Genomic DNA, 17,881 nt, shown 5'->3' on the forward strand with positions numbered 1-17,881 from the left:
ATGCGGGAAACCTTATTGGAGTTTTTCAAAAAGACCGGCAGGCCCCACCGCTTGGAGGAGATTCTCAGGCGCTTTGGGCTGGAAAAGCGAGAGGCCAAGGCCTACCTTAAGGCCCTGGTGCGGGAAGGGTTGTTGGAGAAGAAGGGAAGCCAGTACTTCCTCCCCGCCCGGGTGCAGGGACCCATCAGCCTCCACAGGGATGGGTATGGCTTCGTGCGCCTTCCCGAAAAGGACCTCTTCATCCCGCCCGGCTACACCCAGGATGCCTGGCCCGAGGATCTGGTGGAGGCCCGCATCATGCCTCCTGGCCGGGACGGGAAGCCCTGGGGGGTGGTGGAGCGGATTCTCAAGCGGGCCCGGGAACGGGTGGTGGGTACTCTGGATTTCCGCAAGGGGTATGCCGTCCTCATCCCCGACGAACCGGGCTTGCCGGAACTCAGGCTAATCCCTGAGGGGCTCCACGGCCTCAAGCGGGGAAGCCGGATCGTGGTGAAGGTGCACTACGACCGGCGCCCCTACGGGGAGTTCTTGGAATACCTGGGGGAAGGGGACGCCCCGGAAACGGAAACCCAGGCGGTGATTGCTAAATACGGCCTGAGGGCCGAGTTCCCGGAGGAGGTCTTGCGGGAGGCGGAGGCCATTCCCCTAGAGATTCCGGAGGCGGAGCTAGCCCGCCGCCAGGACTTCCGCCACCTTCGGGTCTTCACCATCGACGGGGTGGACGCCAAGGACTTTGACGACGCCATCCACGTGGAGCGCCTTCCCAAAGGGTATCGCATCGGGGTGCACATCGCCGACGTTTCCCACTACGTCAAAGAGGGTAGTGCCCTGGACCAGGAGGCCTTCCTAAGGGGAACCAGCGTCTACCTGCCGGGGCGGGTTCTGCCCATGCTCCCCGAGAGGCTTTCCAACGGGGTGTGCTCCCTGAAGCCTCACGAGGACCGGCTGGTCCTCTCCGTCCTGGTGGAGCTGGATGAGGACCTGAAGGTGAAGCGGGTGCGCTTTGCCGAGGGAGTTATCCGGAGTGTGGCCCGGATGACCTACACGGAGGTGGAGGCCTTCGCCGAGGGCTTTGGCCTGCCCGAGGAGCACGCCTTTTTGGCCGAGGATCTGAACCTCCTCCTGGACCTTACCCAACGGCTCAGACAAAAGCGCCTCGAGGCGGGGTCCCTGGACTTTTCCTTTCCCGAGGTGAAGGTGGAGGTGGAAGACGGCACCCTCCACCTCATCCCCCAGGAGGAGCCCAGGGCGAGAAGCCTTATTGAGGAACTCATGCTCCTGGCCAACCGGGTGGTGGCCGAGCACCTGGTGAACAAAGGGCTTCCCGGGCTCTTTCGGGTACACGAGGAGCCCTTGGAGGAAGCCTACGGGAAGCTCCGCACGGCTTTGGCCCGGCTGGGGTATACCCTGCCGGAGAAGCTTTCCTCCAAGGCCCTGCAACGGGTTCTCCTCGAGGCCAAGGGCCGGCCGGAGGAGCCCGTGGTGGCCAACCTGGTCCTGCGCTCGTTGCGTTTGGCTCGGTACGCTGCGGAGAACCTCGGGCATTTCGGGCTGGCCATGGAGCACTACCTGCACTTCACGAGCCCCATCCGCCGCTATCCGGACCTGGTGGTGCACCGGGTGCTCAAGGCCATCCTTCGGCGGAGCCTTACCCCAGCCAAGAAGGTCCGCTGGCAGGAAACCTTTCCCGCCATCGCCGAGCACGCCTCCGAGATGGAAAGGAAGGCGGAGGCGGCGGAGCGGGAACTCACCAAGTACTACATGGCCAAGTGGGCGGAGCTTCACCTAGGGGAGCGGTTCGTGGGCAAGGTGACCGGGGTGGCCAGCTTTGGCGCCTTCGTCACCCTGAAAAACGGGGTGGAGGGCTTGGTGCGCCTCGAGGCCCTGGGCCCTTACACCTACAGCGAGGAGGCTCTGGCCCTTCTGGGTCCCAAGGGCAAGAGGATCCGCCTGGGGGACGAGATGGAGGTGGTGATCGCCGCCGCCAACCCGAGGCTCAGGCAGATCGACCTCCTGCCCTACCGGGAAGAGGAAAAGAAGGAAGCTTCCAGGGGAAAAGCCCTGGTGAAGAAGGGAAAGGCAAAGGAGGAGGAGATGCGCAAGGTGGTAGGACCGCCTACGGATAGAAGCCGCGACAGCCGGCCCGAGCGGGCCACGGTGAACACCGTTTACTTCGGTGAGTGGGCTCCCAGGGAGGAAAAGGCCGGGATGCACCGCCCGGTGGACACCAGGGCCAAGAGGCGGCGTAGGCGCCGCTGATACCGCCCCACCCTGGCTTCGCCAGGGACCCGGCAAAGCCCTTCGGCCCTCGCCTTGGGTGGCCGTGGGGTACGATCCGGGGAGAGAGGGCATGAGGCCCCATCGCCTGGGGTTTAGCCGGGAAGGGTGGGGAAGACCAGGGTGCCGGCCCCCACGGCGGAGAGGGTGGGGGCCTCGAGGTCCAGGCGGTAGGCCAGGACCTGGCCCCTCCGGCCGGTGAGGAGGGGGCTGAGGCTTGCCACCACCTCCACGGCGTCCACGCGGGTGGGATTCCCTCCCAAAACGGCCAGGGCGGCTTCCGGCTCTCCCTGGGCAAGCCTTTCCAGAAAGCCTAGGTCCCGCCTCCGGGCCTCCGCCGCCAGGGAGCGGGTCAAGGGGCCATCCCCAAACCGCGGCCCCACGTGGGAGAGGTCCACGGCCAGCACCAGGAGGCCGGGGTAGTCCCTCTGCACCATCCTCAGGGCTTCCCCCAGCTCGGGGCTGCGCCGCCCTACCAGGAGGGGGAGGAGGCGGCTTTTCCCGAAGCGCCCCTTGAGGAAGAAGAGGGGGAGTTCCAGGCTGTGCTCCTCCCGGAAGGCCAAGGGGGTATTGAAGAGCTCAAAGGGGAGGAGAGCATCTAGGGCCTGGAGGGCGGGGAGGTCGGGTTCAGCGGGGCCAAAGGGGGTATGGAAGGGGACGGGGAGGGCCGCGGCCTTTTCCCGGAGGGGGCGGTGGGCCACCCCTACCAGATAGATCCTTTCCGGCTCCGGGGTGTGCTCCAAAACGGCCAGGGCCGCCCCGTAGGCCTCGGGCGCCCGGGCAGGCTCCAGGTGGGGCAGGAGAAGGATCTCCGCCCTCATCCCCTCCCCGGGGAAGCTTGCCCGGAAGGCCTCCCAATAGGCCCGGGCTTCCTTCTCCCCTTTGGGGTAGGAAAGGCCCGCCAGGCGCATGGGGCGCTCTTTCCTTAGGCTTTCCTCCTCCTCCCTTAGGCGCCTTTCCACGGTTTCCGTAAGCACGAGCCCCGCCTCCTCCAGGGCCTGGACCAGGTCCTCAAGCTCCTTTCTAGGCACCAGAACCCCGTGGGTCTTGAACACCTCCTCCTGCACCTCTTCCAAGGTTCTCCCGTCCATAAGGGAGACCAGGAAAAGCCCCCCCTCGCTGAGGGCCACGGGCTTTTCGTAGACCCCATAGGGGTCTGTGAGGAGGAAGCCCCCCTCAATGGGGGTGATCTGGGGCTCGCGGAGCCTGAGCCTCTTTTCCATTCCTCCAATATAGGAGAAAGGCCCGGGCCTCCTCCGGGGTCTTTACCCGGCCCTCGGCCTGGGCCTCGAGGAGGGCGGCGAGGGCCCTGCCCACCTCGGGCCCCGGGGAGAGGCGGAGGAGGGCCATCACCTCCTCCCCGGAGAGGAGGGGGCGTTCGGGGAGGGGCTCGGAGAGGGTTTCCCAGTAGGCCTCCAGTACCTCCCAGGCTTCCTTTTCCACGCCTTTCGTGCCCAGGCGGTCTGCTGCCATGAGGTAGGGAAGGGCGGGAAGGAGGTGGTGGCGGCGGAAGTAGAAGCGGCGAAGGGCCTGTTTCCCCTCAGGGGGGCGGTCCATGTGCCGTCCCACCAGGGCCTTGGCCCTCTCCACCGTTTCCTTTGGGAACCGTAGCCATTCCAGGGAAGCTCCCGTCAGCTCGGCCCCTACCTCCGCATGGCCGAGGAAGCGGAAGCGGCCCGCTTCCGGGTCAAAGCGACGGGTCAGGGGCTTGCCCACGTCGTGGTAAAGGGCGGCCAGCCGGGCCTCCAAGGGGGCCTCGGGCCAAAGCCAGGCCAGGTGGAAAAGCACGGAGAGGGTGTGCTGCCAGCCATCCAGATGGTGGACGCCCCCCTGCTTAAGACCCACCAGGAGGCGGAGCTCGGGAAGGTAGACGTCCAAAAGGCCCGTGCGCTCCAGCAGGTGAAAGCCCCAGGCCGCCCTGGGGGAGAGGAGGAGCCGGCTCAGTTCCTCCTTCACCCGTTCCCGGGCGGGAAGGGCCTCGAGGTGAGCCTGGAGGAAGCGGGCATGGTGGGAAAGGGCGTTTCGGGTTTCCCCGGGCAGGCCAAGGCCCAGGCTGGCAGCCAGGCGCACCGCGCGGAGGCTTCGGAGATGGTCCTCGTAAAGATTGGCCTCCCGTACGGGAACCAGCACCCTCCGGTTCAGATCCTCGTCCGCCCCGCGGATGCCGAGGATGCGGTTTTGCCTCCAGAAAAGAGCGTTAAGGCGGAAGTCCCGCTTGAGGAGGTCTTCCTCCAGGCTTCCCTCCAGGGGGGAGAAGTCCAGGACGAGGCCCCCTGTGACCAGGCGGTACTGGCCCCGCTCCTCGTCCAAGGGGAACAGGGTGCCCCCCAGGTGGCTTTGGGCATCCTGTGCCGCCTTCCTGGGGTCCTCCGCCACGAAGTCCAGGTCCTGCGGCCTCCTCCCGAGAAGGAGGTCCCTTAGGGCACCCCCCACGGGGATGGCCCCCTTGGGGGTATAAAAGGGGAAGTCCCTATGGGCGATCGGGCGAAGCACCCCATCATTATCGGCATCACCGGGAACATCGGAAGCGGCAAGAGCACGGTGGCCGCCCTCCTAAGGTCCTGGGGCTACCCGGTCTTGGACCTGGATGAGCTGGCGGCACGGGCCAGGGAGAACAAGAAGGCGGAGCTTAGGCGGCTTTTCCCGGAGGCCTTTGCGGGCGGGGAGCTGGACCGGAGGGCGCTGGCCCAGCTGGTCTTTTCCGACCCGGAAAGGCTTAAGGCCCTCGAGGACCTCCTCCACCCAGAGGTGCGAAGGCTTTTGGCCGAGGAGCTGGCCCGCATCAAAGCCCCCTTGATCTTCCTGGAAATCCCCCTGCTTTTTGAGAAGGGGTGGGAGGCCCATCTGGATGGAACCCTTTTGGTGGCGGCTCCTGTGGAGGAGCGGGTGAGGCGGGTGGTGGCGCGCTCGGGGCTTTCGCCGGAGGAGGTCCTGGCCCGGGAAAGGGCCCAGATGCCCGAGGAGGAGAAGAGGAAGCGGGCCACCTGGGTTTTGGAGAACCGAGGAGGGCTTAAGGAGCTGAAGGAGGGGCTGAGGGAGATCCTGGCCCGGATCCAGGAGCGTTTTGGGATAAGCTAAAGGGCATGCGGGTGGCCTTGGTATCGGGGGCAAGCCGGGGGATTGGGGAGGCCATCGCCCGGCTTCTCCACGCTAAAGGGTACAGGGTAGGGCTTTTTGCCCGGGATGAAGGGAGGCTTAAGGCCTTGGCCTCGGAGCTGGGGGAAGGGGCCGTGGCCTTGCCTGGGGATGTGCGCTCCTTTGCGGACTGGCAGAAGGCGGTGGCGGGCCTCTTGGAGGCTTACGGCCAGCTGGACCTCCTGGTCAACAACGCTGGGATTGGCGTGATGAAGCCCGTGGCCGAGCTCAGCGAGGAGGAGTTCCGCCAGGTTTTGGAGGTGAACCTGGTGGGGCCCTTTTTGGGCCTCAAGGCGGCCTTGCCAGCCCTCTTGGCCTCGAGGGGGGTGGTGGTGAACATCGCCAGCCTGGCGGGCAAGAATGCCTTCAAGGGCGGGGCCGCCTATAACGCCAGCAAGTTCGGGCTTTTGGGTCTCATGGGGGCGGCCATGCTGGAGCTCCGGGAGGCTGGCGTGCGGGTGGTGAATATCCTGCCAGGCTCGGTGGACACGGGCTTTGCCGGCAACACCCCGGGGGCCTCCTGGAAGCTTTCCCCTCTTGATGTGGCCCAGGCGGTGCTTTTTGCAGCGGAGATGCCGGAAAGGGCTATGGTGAGCGAGATAGAGCTCCGTCCCACCCATACCACTCCCAAGGTGGGCTAAGCTGAGGCCATGGCCTTGCCCAAGAAGCTTCAGGAAGCCCTGGATCTGATTCGGGCCATGCCCAAGGAGCTCAAGGCCCAGGTGCTTCTGGAATACGCAAAAAAGGTGCCCACCCCGCCTCCTGGGGTGGAGCTGGAACGGGTTCATGAATGCCAGACCCCCTTCTTCCTGAGGGCGGAGGTGGAGGGGGGAAGGGTTAGGCTTTACTTCTTCGTCCCCGATGAAGCCCCCACGGTGAAGGCCTTTGCGGGTCTTCTGAAGGAGGGCCTCGAGGGGGAGCCCCCTGAGGCGGTGCTTTCCGTGCCCCCCACCTTCTACCAGGGAGCAGGGCTAGAGGAACTCCTCACCCCCTTACGGCTAAGGGGCCTCGAGGCGGCCCTTTTGCGGTTGCAGGACCAGGTGCGGAGAGCCCTTTAATGCCACCCTACTCTGCCACTAGGCAGGGTGGGGGCCCCGGTAAACCACCCCACGCTGCCTTGCGGCAGCGTGGGGGCCCCGGTAGGGTATAAGCCATGCTCCTTGCCTTCGTTGTCGGCTACTTCCTGGGAAGTTTCCCCATAGCCTTCTGGTTCGGGGCCCTTAGGGGAAGAAACCTGCTTAAGGAGGGCTCGGGCAATCCCGGGGCCTTTAACGCCTACCGGGTTTTGGGGCCCGTGCCTGGCCTAATGGTTCTCCTCCTGGACGCCTTTAAGGGGATCCTGGCGGTGGCCCTGGGGGAGGGCGTTGCGGGAAGCCCTTTGGGAGGCTTGGCCGGAGGGGTGGGAGCGGTGTTTGGGCATGCGTTTTCCCCCTGGCTTGCTTTTCGGGGAGGCAAGGGCCTGGCTACGGGGGCCGGGGTGCTTTTGGCGGTGGATCCCCGGATGCTTTTGGGCTCCCTCCTTCTTTTCGCCATCCTCCAGGCCCTCTTTCGCCGGCCCTACCGGGTGGCCTTGGCGGTGGCCTTGGCCCAACCCCTCTTGGCGGCCTTGCTTCATCCTTCTTTCGCTTTCCTCCTCTTCGGCCTGGGGCTTGGCCTTCCCGTGGCCTTGCGCCACCTCAAGGACTGGGATCGCTAGCTAGTAGGGTAGGGGCCAGGTGCGGAAGTAGTTGCGCATCCTTCCCCAAAGCCCCACCAATCCCAGGGGTTCCAGGATGAGAAAGGCCAGGATGAGGAGGCCGAAGGCCACGTTGCGCCAGGCGGCCAGGGTGGCGGCGTACTGGGGGCCAAGGGCCCCCACCAGGCTGTTCAGAACCTCAGGGATGAGGAGGACGAAGAAGGCGCCCAAAACCGCCCCCAGCACCGTGCCCGCCCCCCCCACGATGACCATGGCCAGGTACTGGATGCTCACCGTGAGGGGGAAGTACTCGGGGGTTACCGCCTTGTAAAGCTGGGCCAAAAGCCCCCCCGCCACCCCAGCGTAGAAGGCGGAAAGGGCAAAGGCCATGAGCTTCACCCGCACCAGGTCCACCCCCGCCACCCTGGCGGAGAGGTCGTTGTCCCGCACCGCCATGAAGGCCCGTCCTGCCCGGGTCATGAGGAGGCGTTTTCCGTAAAAGAAAAGGGGAAGGGTAAAGAAGAGGACCAGGTACCAAAGCTTCTCCGGCGTGTCCAATGCGAGGCCGAAAAGCTCTGCCGGGGGTAGGGTCCTTCCCCGGATACCCCCGGTGACCCCTTCCCAGTTCTTGAAGACGTAATCGGCCAGGAACTGGAAGGCCAGGGTGGCGATGGCCAGGTAGACCCCCTTGATGCGCAAGGAGGGAAGGCCCAGAACCAGACCCAAAAGGGCGGCGATTCCCCCTCCCAGGAGGATGCCCAGGAAGGCCAAAGGGCCGTAAAGGTGGCTTGCGGTGTAGGCGCCTACCCCCATGAAGGCGGCATGCCCCAAGGAGATCTGTCCCGCACCGCCCACGAGAAGGTGGAGGCCCAAGGCGCTTAAGGCGCCAATGGCCACCAGGGTGGCCACGTACATGGGGTAGGGGGAGAGAAGGAAGGGTAGGAGCACGAGAAAAAGCAGGAAAACCCCCAAGGCCAGACGCCCCAAGGGCGTGCTGGCGTAGGCTTCGTCTTCCCGGTAGGTTTCCCGCACCGCCCGGGCGAAGCGGCGGCTAAAGGCATCGGTAAGCTGTTTGCTAAGGGGGTACATCCTAGACCTCCTGCACCTCTAAGGTGGCCTCGAGCCTCCCTTCTCCTTCCAGGTAGCGGATGGGGAGCACCACCTCCACCCGTCCCCCCTCCCCGTAGAGGGCCTGGATCACCGGGCCGTAGCGGGCCTCCACCACCTGGCGGCGCACCTTGCGGGTACGGGTGATCTCCTCGTCGTCGGGGTGGAGCTCCTTGGGAAGGATGGCGAAGCGCTGGATCTTGAGCTTTTCGGGAAGGGTCTGGTTCACCATGCGGATCTCCTCGGCGATCAAGGCCTTGACCTCGGGCCGTTCCGTGAGGGATAGGTAGGTGGTAAAGGGAATGCCCCGTTTCCTGGCCCAGTTCTGCACGTTTTCCGGATCCAGCTCGATGAGGGCCGTGACAAAGGGTCTTCCGTGCCCCAGCACCACGGCCTCGCGGATGTAGGGGGAGTACTTCAGGCGATTTTCCAAAAACTGGGGAGCAAACCGGGTACCGTCCAAAAGGGCCCCCACCTCCTTCACCCGGCCCAGGATCACCAGATGCCCCCTTTCGTCAAAGAAGCCGGCATCCCCGGTGCGGAAGAAGCCATCCTCGGTGAAGCTTTCCTCGGTGGCCTTCTCCTGGCGGAAATAGCCCTGGAAGACCTGGGGCCCCTTGACCTGGATCTCCCCTTCCTCGCTGATGCGCACCTCCGTGTGGGGCAGGGGTGGTCCCACGGTCTCCGGCGGGGCATCCCCGGTGGTGTGGGCGGTGGTGGCGGCTGCGGTTTCCGACTGGCCGTAGACTTGGCGGATGTCCAGGCCTAGGGCCCGGAAGAAGGTGAAGACCTCGGGGCCTAAAGGGGCACCCCCGGTGACGGCGATGCGGCAGGCGGCAAGGCCTAGCCTGGCCCTTAGGGGCCTGGCGATGAGGGGGTAGAAGAGGGCCCGCTTTAGGTTGAGCCAAAGGCTCACCTTCTCCCCCCGGAACTCGCGGCTCGCCCCTTCCAGAAGGGCTCCCATCCCCACGCGGTAGAAGAAGGCCTTCAGGAGATCGGCATCCACCATGCGGCTTTGGATGAGGCTGGCCATGTCCTCCCAAAGCCTCGGGGGGGCCAGGAAGAAATCGGGCTGGACCTCTTTCAGATCTTCCCGGAGAGTGGTGGGGTCCTCGGGGAAGTGCACGGTGGATCCTTCCACCAGGCCTTGCACCACGGTGAGCATCTGTTCCCCGATCCAGGGGAGGGGCAGGTAGCTGAAGACCCAGGCCCCTTTCTGGAAGCCCAGGGCTTCCCGCAGGGCATAATGGCCGGCGAGAAGATTCTGGTGGGAGAGCATGGCCAGCTTGCTCCTCCCCGTGGTGCCCGAGGTGGGGGCGAGGAGGGCCACCTCCTCGGGGCGGCGCTTTTTCAGGGCTTCCTCGCCCACCCTGGGATCCCCGAAGGCCTGGCTGAAGCGCCGCACCTTGCCCTGGAAGTGACGGGACATCCCCGCCTCCTCCCAGACCAGGACGAACTGCACCAGGTGCAGGTGCGGGTAGACCTTGTCCAGCTGCTCCTCGTCGGAGACCACGATGCCCTTGGCCCCGGTGAACTCCAGGAAGTAGCCCACTTCCTCGGGCATAGCGTCCGCGTAGATGCCCATGGGCAAGGCTCCCAAGGCTTGGGCAGCCAGCTCGGCCTCCACCCACTCGGGGGCGTTGTGCCCAAGAATGGCCAGGACCTCACCTTCCCCCAGGCCCAAGGCCCATAACCCCCCGGCCAGGCTTAGGGTGCGGTCCAAAAGGTCCTTCCAGGAGGTCTTCTGCCAGACCCCAAGCCGCTTCACCCTAAGGGCTGGGGCCTCTGGCTCCCGGCTAGCATGCTGGTACAGGTAAGCGAGCAACGTTCCTTCCATGTTTCCTCAAGGTCAGCCTGCATGGGCTTACTACGCCTGCCCCAGATAGGCCTCCGCCACCTTGGGGTCCTGGCGTACCCCTTGTGGCGGGCCATGGTAGAGCACCTCTCCGTAGGAGAGAACTAAGACCCTGTCGGAAAGCTCCAAAACGGCCCTTAGGTCGTGTTCTACCCAAAGAAGGGTTACTCCCCATTCCTCCTGGGCATCCAGGAGGAAGCGGGCCAGGTCCTGCTTTTCCTCGAGGGACAGACCGGCCATGGGCTCGTCCAGGAGGAGGAGTTTGGGCCGACTGGCCAGGGCCCGGGCCACCTCCACCCGCTTTTGCAGCCCGTAGGGAAGCATGCCCGCAGGGGCGTGGCGGAAGGGGGAGAGGTGGAGGTAGTCCAGAACCTCCTCGGCCCAAGCCCTAATCTGCCATTCCCGCTGGGCCCGGGGGAGGGCCAGGGGGTAGGTGGACAGGGCTAGCTCGGCCCCTAGCTTCACGTTATCCAAAACGCTCATGCCCCGGAAGATCTCCAAGCCTTGGAAGGTGCGGGCCAGGCCCATCCGGGCCCTTTCCTGGGGGCTTTTCCCCCGGAGGTTTTGGCCCAGGAAGGTTACCTCTCCCTCGTCGGGCTCGTACACCCCGGAAAGGACGTTCAAGAGGGTGGTTTTCCCTGCCCCGTTGGGCCCGATCACCGCGAAGAACTCCCCCTCAGCTACGCGGAACTCCACCCCCACCAGGGCCTTGACCCCCTTGAAGGCGAGGTGGAGGTTCTTGGCCTCGAGGATCACACCCATCGCTTCCTCCTGCGGTAGCGCTTGGACTGGCGGAAGCCCACCTCTTCCTTGCCCAGGTAGAACTCCAACACATCCTGGTCCTCCTGGGCAGCTTTGGCATCCCCCTCAAACACCACCCGGCCCCGCTCCAGCACGTAAACCCGGTCCACGATGGAGAGGGCCGCCCGGGCGTTTTGCTCCACCAAGAGGAGGCTCAGGTTTTTCTCCCGCCTTAGGGCCTCCAGGGTGCGCATCACCTCTTCCACCAGCTTGGGGGCGAGGCCCAGGGAAGGCTCATCCACCACCAGCACCTTGGGCCGGGTGAGAAGGGCCATCCCCAGAAGGAGCATCTGCTGCTCGCCCCCCGAAAGGTAGCCCGCCTGCTCGTGGCGCCTTTCGTAAAGCCGGGGAAAGCGGGCGAAGACCTCCTCCATGCCCTCTTTGAGCTCCCGTGGGGAAAGGCGGTGTCCCGCCGCCACCAGGTTCTCCACCGGGGTCAGGTAGCGGAAGATGGGGCGCCCCTCGAGGACCGCGGTAAGCCCAAGGCCCGTGATGCGCACCGGGTCCAGGTGGGTGGTGTCCTCCCTGAAGAGGCGGACGTGCCCGTCCAGCACCCGCCCTTCAAACTGGGATAGCAGGCCGGCTACGGCCCGCACCAAGGAGCTCTTGCCGGCCCCGTTGGGGCCCAACAGGGCCACCGCTTCTCCCTCCCTGACCTCCAGGGAGACCCCATCCAGGGCCAGGATCACCCCCCGGTAGACTACCTTGAGGTTCTCTACAGCTAGGATCATGCTTTGGCAACCTCCATGCCCACGGAGTTTGGAGAAGGGTTCTCCCTGGGTTCCCACCCTGGCGTCAGCCAGGGCGGGGTGGTGTCACGCCCTCTCAATCTGCCGCTCGCCCAATAGCCCATAGGGCCTCACCAGAAGGACCAGGAGCACCACCACGAAGGGCAGGGCCTCGGTGAAACCGGGAAGGAGGGGTTCCAGATAGCGCTGGGAGAGGGCCTCGAGGACCCCAAGGATCAACCCCGCCAAAAGCGCTCCCCCCACCGAGTCCAATCCCCCCAGGATGGCCACGGGGAAGACCTTTAGTCCCAAGAAGACCAGGTTGGGCCCTACCCCGCTGGCCGCAGCCAGAAGGGCCCCGGCGAGGGTGGCCAGGAGGGCGGAGATCCCCCAAACTCCCGCCAGGATGCGGGCGGTGGGGATGCCCAGGGCCAGCGCGGCCACCTCCCGCTCGGAGATGGCCCGCACCAAGACCCCATAGCGGCTTTTCCTGAGGAGCCAAAGGAGGCCAAACCCCAAAGGCAAGGCCAGAACCAGGTTCCAGACGGCCCGGGGGGGCACGAAGGTGTCTCCTAGCTGAAAACCGAGCTGGGGCAACTCCCCCCTAAGGTACTTTAGGTCTGGCCCCCAGACCAGCTGGACCCCGCCGTCCAGAGCCGCGGCCAGGCCGATGGTGGCCATGATCACCGCCACCACGCTCCTGCCCAAAAGCGGTCGCACGAAACCCCGTTCCACCAGGAGTCCAAAGAGGAAGGCGAGGGGCAAGGCAGCCAGTATCGCCAGGGGTAAGGGGAGGAAGAGGGCGAAGGTATAGGTCAGGTAAGCCCCCACCAGGAGGAACTCGCCGATGGCGAAGTTCACCACGCTGGTGGCCCGGTAGACCAAGACGAAACCCAAGGCCAGAAGGCCGTAGAGGGCTCCGTTGGCTAGGCCGCCGATGAGATACGGTAGAAGGTCGGGCATAGGCGTGTTGGGCTGCCCCCAGGCACGGGAAGCCTGGGGGCGGAACAGGGGTCAGGCCAGCTTGATCCAGTCGGTGATGGCGTTGAAGCGCCCGTCCTTCACGCTGGCCCGGTAGAGCTTGGTATAGGGGAGGCGGTGGTTCACGAACTGGAAGCCCCGCGTTAGGCCCATGGCGTTATAGTCCCCGATCTTCTCCAGTTGCTCCACCAGCCCGGCCCGGGTGAGCTTTCCCGCCTGGGCTGCCCGGCGCATGGCCTCGGCGATGGCCAAGGCCACGGCCACGCTCCCCATGTAGTAGGTGGGCCGGTAGGAGGTGTCCCGTCCCTTTTTCTGGCGGGACTTCCTTAGCTCGTTCACCGCCGGCACCAGGGTGTCGTACCAGTAGGCGTTGTGGTAGGTCACGGTGAAGCCCTCGGCGGCGGGGCCTGCCCGCTGGATGAGGGCCAGCTCTGCCGAGTAGTAGGTGCCCATGAACTGGGCCCTTAAGCCTTGCTCCCTGGCGGTGCGGAGGATCAAGGGTTCCGCGGAAAGGACGTAGCCCTGGAGGATCACGAAGTCGGGATTGGCCCGGCGCAGGTTGAGGACCACGGGGGTGGCGTCCGTGAAGGCCGGGGGCGTGACTTCCTCGTGGACTATCTCCATCCCTAAGGCCTTGGCCCGCTCCTTGGCGTAGGGGATGGGATCGCGGCCGAACTCCGTGTTGGAGTAGACCAAGGCGATCCGGGCCCGGCCCTTTTGCAGGCGTATCTGGCGTAGGAGGGCCTCCATCATGTCGTTGTAGGTGGGGCCGAAAACGAAGATGGTGGGGTAGGTCTTGGGGTCGGCCAGCTCGTTGGCGAAGCTGGTGGCGGAGTAGGGAAGGCCCATGCGGGCGATCTCCGGGGCCAAGGCTTTGGAGAGCCCCGTGGAGTCCCCGTATACGAAGAGGAGCTCATCGGGGCGTTCCCGGGATACCACCCGGTTGAAGGCGGCCGTGCCCTTGGCCACGTCGTAGCCGGTATCCTCCACAATGAGCTCCAGCTTGCGGCCACCCACGCCCCCCAGGACCTCGTTCACGTAGTCCACCCCGTCCACGAAGCCTTCGCGACCGGCGTTACCTGCAAAGGCGAAGGGTCCTGTGAGGGGAAGGAGTGTGGCCAGCTTCACCGGTCGAGCCTGGGCGGTGGCGATATAGGGCATGCCCACCGCGGCCAATGCACCTACACCCAGCTTCTTCAAAAACTCCCTGCGCTTCATCGTACGCCTCCTTTCGGGTTGTACTCGGAAAAATACCATGCCCGAAGCCACCCGTCAAGTCCTTCGGGAAGGTCTAGGATGAAAGCATGCGTTGGCACACCGTTTACCGCCGCTTTGTCCTGGGCCGCCACTACCGCTTTGCCCGCGAGGCCCTGGTCCCCCATTTCTTTGATGCCCTGACCGCCTACGCCATGGAGCTTTCCCGGTTGGGCATTCCCAGGGCGGAGGAGGCGGTGACGGCTTTGCAGGAACTCCGTACCCTTCCCTTGCCCAGCTTTACGGGGGAGGTGGAGGATGTCTTCTTCTCCATCTACTCCCAGCTTGCCGAGCACTGGGGGGAAGAGGTGGCGGGGGCCATACGCCGGGGGCTATCCCGCAACGACCTGGACCTCACGGCCTTTCGCGCTTACCTGAGGGACCGGGTGTTGGCCTTGCTGGGGGATTTCCTCCGCCTGCGGGAGGTGCTTTTGCGGGTGGCGGAAACCCATGCTGGGGTTCCTCTGGTCCTGCGCACCCACCACCGGCCCGCCCAGCCCTCCACCTTGGACCATTACCTTCTGGGGGTAGCGGCCCTTTTGGAGAGGGATTTCCGCCGCCTGAGGCAGGCTTTGGATACCTTGGACCGCTGTCCCTTGGGGGCCAGTGCCCTGGCGGGAAACCCCTACCCTGTGGACCGCAGGCGGCTGGCTGCGCTTTTGGGTTTTGCGGGACCGGTGGAGAACACCCTGGATGCCGTGGCCTCTGGGGATTATGCCCTGGAGCTGGCCTCGGCCCTGGCGGGACTGGGCACCAGCCTCTCCCGTTTCCTCACCGACCTGCTGGCCCTGGCGGAGCGGGGGGCCTTCGTGGTAGGGGAGGGGTTGGCCCAGGGTTCCAGCTTCATGCCGCAGAAGCGAAATCCCGTGGTGCTGGAGCACGCCCGCATCTATGCGGGCCAGCTGGTGGGTGGAATGGGTACCTTGGCTTCCCTGAACCACAACACCCCCTTCACCGACTTGAACGACCACTCCACGGGGGTACTGGAGCCCTTGACGGCCCTTTTGGGAAGCGCCGAGGCGGCGTTGGAGCTTACCCGGGTGGCCCTCGAGGAAAGCCAGTTTGAGCCAGCCCTCCTCCTGGAGGAGCTCTCCCCGGAGGTCCTGGCCTCGGAGGCGGTGGACCTGTTGGTGCGCAAGGGGGTGCCCCTTGCCGAGGCGTACCGGCGGGTACAGGGGGCTTTGCCGGGGGTCCGGCCCGAGCTCTTGGGGGTGGAGCGGGAGGAACTCATCGCCTGGATGAGCCTCGAGGGCTTTTTCGCCCGCCGGGAAGTCCTGGGGGGTGTGGGGCCCAAGGCCCGGGCGGAGGCGATGGCCCGGGCCAGAAAGCGCCTTAAGGAAGACCGAAAGACCTTAGCGGCCCTGCGGGCTCGGGTGCGCCTGGCCAGGCGCCTGTTGGCCAAAGGGCCTGAGGGTTTCCAGGCGGAGGAAGGCCAGAAGGCTACGGATCAGCAGGGGCAGGTAGAAGGCCAGGAGCACCAGGAAGAGCCCCTGGGCTAGGAGGTGCAGGAGTAGGCTGTGCAGGCCCTCGGCCAGGGTCCTGGTGGCCAGGGTGAAGGCCGCCATGGGAAAGACGAAGGCCCATAGCCCGGGCTGGAACCCTAACCGCACCCGGTGGAGGAGAAGGTTTTCCAGAAAAAGGGCCATGGCCAGGACAAACCACCACCCGCCCAGGCCCCATAGGGCGATCCCGAACAGGTATAGGCCCTCGAGGCCTCCTGGGAACAAGCCCAGGGCCTTGGCGCCCTTAAGGAGGGAGAGGGGAGCGAGGATCCCCACCCCCACCGGGGCGAGGCCGATGAAAAAGCTGGGGACCAGCTCGGGGGCCGGGCGTTCGTGGGCGTAGAGTCGGGCCAGGAGGTTCGCCCCCACCCAGAGGAAGAGGATGAGGCCAAGCCCCAGGAACATGAGCATCCAGTAGAACGCCTCCTTGGCCCAGGGGCCCATAAGGGGCAGGAGGGGGCCTCCCGCCAGGGGCACCACGATGGAGGATACTGGCGGGATGAACCAGGTGCCGTTGGCGGCCTCGAAGGGAAGGCGCATGCGGGTGAAGATCAAATAGCTGAGAAGGAGGCTCAGGAGGAGGACCAGGGGTGAGCCCACGGTAAAGAGGACCAGGGCCAGCTTCCCTTGCCCCAAAACCTCGTGGGTGGCCAGGCTGAAGAGCAAGAAGGCCAGGGGGAAGGTGGCGTAAAGCTGGGAAAGAAGGGGATGATGGAGCTCTTCCCAGACCCGGTCCCGGTGGCCGAAGAGTTTGGCCAGGAATATACCCAGGCTTGCGAGGAAGAGAAGGGCCACCACACCGTAATTCACCAGGGCCAGGGCCTCGAGGCCGAAGCGGTGGAAGGCAAGGGCCACCCCGCTTCCCCCCATGACCAAGGCGAACCAGGCGGGGTGAAAGAAACGAGCACTCATACCCCCCATCATCGGATAGGGGAGGGGGGTATGTCAACGGGTGCGGAAGTATTCCACGGTGAGCCGGATGCCCTCCCGGAAACCCACCTCGGGCCGCCAGCCGTGGGCCATGAGCTTCAAGGGAGAGAGCACGCTTCTTTCCAGATCACCAGGACGCGGAGGGGCTGGGTTGACCTCTGGACTCTTACCGGCGGCCTCGGCCACCGCCAGGAGGACCTCCTGGGTGGTGTGTCCCTCCCCCGTTCCCACGTTGTAGATTCCCTCCAGACCCTTCAGGGCCAGGTTGTGGGCCCGCACCACGTCGGCCACGTAGATGTAGTCCCGCACGCATCCCTCGTCCCCGGGGGTCCTTCTGGCGTAGAGGGTGACCGGTTCTCCCTTGAGGATCCTTTCCGAGAAAATGGCCACCACCCCGGCCTCCCCGTGGGGGTCCTGCCGGGGGCCGTAGACGTTGCCGTAGCGCAGGGACACCCACTTGAGCCCGTAGTTTTGCCCGTAGGCGGAGAGGTAGTGCTCAAAGGAGGCCTTGCTGGCGGCATAGGGGCTTTTGGGTTTGGGGGGCCAGGTTTCCTCGGCCCGTTCCCCTTCGGGAACCTCCCCGTAGATGGCTCCCCCGGTGGAGGCGAAGACCATTTTCTCCGCCCCCCACTTCCGCATGGCCTCGAGGAGGTTCAAACCGCCCAGGAGGTTCACCTCGAAGTCCAGGGTGGGGTTATCCACGCTTACCTTCACCGAGGCCTGGGCCGCCTGGTGGGAAACGTGGGTGGGGCGGAACTCCCTAAAGACCCTTTCCAAGCTTTCCTTGTCCCTGAGGTCCACCTTGTAGAAGTAGATGCCTTTGGGGACGTTTTCCCGTCTGCCCGTGGAGAGGTTGTCCAAGACCGCCACCTCCACACCCTCGCGCACCAGGCTTTCCGCGATGTGGCTACCGATGAAACCCGCTCCGCCCGTTACCAATACGCGCATGCATATCCTCCTCAACCGCCCGTAGCAGGGCGGGGTAAACCGCCTCCATCCTATAAGGCCCTCGTCTGGGGATTAGCCGATTTTGACCTCGGGCTCATTCCCAGGCCGCCACTTGATGGTGCAGCCGATGGCGGGAGCCTCCTTAAGGGGTGGCTCCTCCCCCCTGAGCAGGGCTTCGATGGCGGCCTCGAGGTCGTGGGTCTGGACCTGTTCGGGGAACTTGGGGCTATCGTTCACCCGGCCGTGGTAGCGGAGGAGGCGCCTTTCGTCGAAGAGGAAGACCTCGGGGGTGCGCAAGGCCTTGTAGGCCTTGGCCACTTCCTGGCTCTCATCCAGAAGGTAGGGGAAGAAGATGCCGTGTTCCTTGGCGAACTCCACCATCTTCTCCGGGGCGTCGTCGGGGTAGCGCTCGTAGTCATTGGGGTTGATGCCCACGAAGGCCACCCGGCCCCGGTACTTCTCCGCCAGGCTCACGATCTCCTGGATGGAGCCCTTCACGTAGGGGCAGTGGTTGCACATGAAGATCACGGCCAAGAGGGGTTCCTGGAACTGGGAAAGCCGGTACCGTCCTCCTCGTGGGTCGGGAAGCTCGGCGTCGATCAAGGGGCTTCCTAGGGGTAGCTCCGGGTACTGCAGCATGGCGTCATCTTACCGCAGGGCCCAGGTGGGGGACAATAAGTCCCCGGCG

Annotated in this window: 16 protein-coding genes and 1 pseudogene; 6 read left to right on the forward strand and 11 right to left on the reverse strand. The window is 65.3% G+C overall.

Annotated elements, in window-relative coordinates; genetic code table 11:
• The gene (rnr, locus tag TNMX_RS05100; protein ID WP_038030103.1) at window positions 1-2,259 is read left to right on the forward strand and encodes a ribonuclease R; all 2,259 of its coding nucleotides are present in this window, start codon (window positions 1-3) and stop codon (window positions 2,257-2,259) included.
• A 113-nt stretch (window positions 2,260-2,372) separates the two neighbouring features.
• Here rnr and amrB read toward each other — a convergent pair whose 3' ends face one another.
• Together amrB and TNMX_RS05110 are read right to left on the reverse strand one after the other, a co-directional pair.
• Complete coding sequence (gene amrB, locus TNMX_RS05105) at window positions 2,373-3,500, reverse strand: AmmeMemoRadiSam system protein B (RefSeq protein WP_038030105.1); 1,128 nt, start codon at window positions 3,498-3,500, stop codon at window positions 2,373-2,375.
• Window positions 3,454-4,770: an HDIG domain-containing metalloprotein gene (locus TNMX_RS05110; RefSeq protein WP_038030107.1), complete on the reverse strand. Its 1,317-nt coding sequence runs from the start codon at window positions 4,768-4,770 to the stop codon at window positions 3,454-3,456. Before TNMX_RS05110 ends, amrB begins: the two co-directional genes overlap by 47 nt.
• Between TNMX_RS05110 and coaE the strand changes: the two genes are divergently transcribed.
• The 4 genes from coaE to TNMX_RS05130 all read left to right on the forward strand — a co-directional run bounded on the left by coaE (window position 4,750) and on the right by TNMX_RS05130 (window position 7,108).
• Window positions 4,750-5,355, forward strand: a complete 606-nt coding sequence (coaE, locus tag TNMX_RS05115; protein WP_015716849.1) for a dephospho-CoA kinase — start codon at window positions 4,750-4,752, stop codon at window positions 5,353-5,355. The two genes, TNMX_RS05110 and coaE, sit on opposite strands and share 21 nt — an antisense overlap.
• Window positions 5,356-5,360: 5 nt before the next feature.
• A complete protein-coding gene (locus TNMX_RS05120; RefSeq protein ID WP_038030115.1) occupies window positions 5,361-6,053 on the forward strand; it encodes an SDR family oxidoreductase in 693 nt (230 codons plus the stop codon).
• A 9-nt stretch (window positions 6,054-6,062) separates the two neighbouring features.
• Window positions 6,063-6,470 (forward strand): SufE family protein, encoded by a 408-nt coding sequence (locus TNMX_RS05125; protein ID WP_038030117.1) that lies wholly within the window; start codon window positions 6,063-6,065, stop codon window positions 6,468-6,470.
• Between the two features lie 95 nt (window positions 6,471-6,565).
• The gene (locus TNMX_RS05130) at window positions 6,566-7,108 is read left to right on the forward strand and encodes a glycerol-3-phosphate acyltransferase (RefSeq protein ID WP_038030118.1); all 543 of its coding nucleotides are present in this window, start codon (window positions 6,566-6,568) and stop codon (window positions 7,106-7,108) included.
• Here the strand turns inward: TNMX_RS05130 and TNMX_RS05135 are convergent, their stop codons facing one another.
• The 6 genes from TNMX_RS05135 to TNMX_RS05160 form a co-directional block, all read right to left on the reverse strand.
• On the reverse strand, window positions 7,109-8,176 hold the full coding sequence (locus TNMX_RS05135) for a branched-chain amino acid ABC transporter permease (protein WP_038030120.1): 1,068 nt from the start codon (window positions 8,174-8,176) through the stop codon (window positions 7,109-7,111).
• 1 nt (window position 8,177) lies between these two features.
• Window positions 8,178-10,031, reverse strand: coding sequence for an AMP-binding protein (locus tag TNMX_RS05140; RefSeq protein WP_038030121.1), 1,854 nt, complete (start codon window positions 10,029-10,031; stop codon window positions 8,178-8,180).
• Between the two features lie 30 nt (window positions 10,032-10,061).
• Entirely contained in the window at window positions 10,062-10,811 is a 750-nt protein-coding gene (locus TNMX_RS05145) for an ABC transporter ATP-binding protein (protein ID WP_015716855.1), read from the reverse strand.
• Entirely contained in the window at window positions 10,802-11,578 is a 777-nt protein-coding gene (locus TNMX_RS05150) for an ABC transporter ATP-binding protein (RefSeq protein ID WP_026328951.1), read from the reverse strand. The genes TNMX_RS05145 and TNMX_RS05150 overlap by 10 nt, the downstream gene beginning before the upstream one ends.
• Before the next feature lie 87 nt (window positions 11,579-11,665).
• On the reverse strand, window positions 11,666-12,541 hold the full coding sequence (locus tag TNMX_RS05155; RefSeq protein WP_038030123.1) for a branched-chain amino acid ABC transporter permease: 876 nt from the start codon (window positions 12,539-12,541) through the stop codon (window positions 11,666-11,668).
• 51 nt (window positions 12,542-12,592) lie between these two features.
• A complete protein-coding gene (locus TNMX_RS05160) occupies window positions 12,593-13,777 on the reverse strand; it encodes an ABC transporter substrate-binding protein (protein ID WP_038030125.1) in 1,185 nt (394 codons plus the stop codon).
• 86 nt (window positions 13,778-13,863) lie between these two features.
• Here TNMX_RS05160 and TNMX_RS05165 point away from each other — a divergent pair, with 86 nt between their 5' ends.
• On the forward strand, window positions 13,864-15,312 hold the full coding sequence (locus TNMX_RS05165) for a lyase family protein (protein WP_038030127.1): 1,449 nt from the start codon (window positions 13,864-13,866) through the stop codon (window positions 15,310-15,312).
• 3 nt (window positions 15,313-15,315) lie between these two features.
• Here TNMX_RS05165 and TNMX_RS13260 read toward each other — a convergent pair.
• From TNMX_RS13260 to TNMX_RS05180, 3 genes and pseudogenes are all read right to left on the reverse strand, one after another.
• Window positions 15,316-16,239, reverse strand: a pseudogene (locus TNMX_RS13260) (tellurite resistance protein-like permease); the annotation flags it as partial.
• A 21-nt stretch (window positions 16,240-16,260) separates the two neighbouring features.
• On the reverse strand, window positions 16,261-17,193 hold the full coding sequence (locus tag TNMX_RS05175; protein WP_038030131.1) for an NAD-dependent epimerase/dehydratase family protein: 933 nt from the start codon (window positions 17,191-17,193) through the stop codon (window positions 16,261-16,263).
• 72 nt (window positions 17,194-17,265) lie between these two features.
• Window positions 17,266-17,832 (reverse strand): thioredoxin family protein, encoded by a 567-nt coding sequence (locus TNMX_RS05180; RefSeq protein ID WP_038030133.1) that lies wholly within the window; start codon window positions 17,830-17,832, stop codon window positions 17,266-17,268.
• Between the last annotated feature and the right edge of the window lie 49 nt (window positions 17,833-17,881).

Origin of the sequence: Thermus sp. NMX2.A1 (assembly GCF_000511705.1) — a bacterium.
Classification (GTDB): domain Bacteria; phylum Deinococcota; class Deinococci; order Deinococcales; family Thermaceae; genus Thermus; species Thermus scotoductus.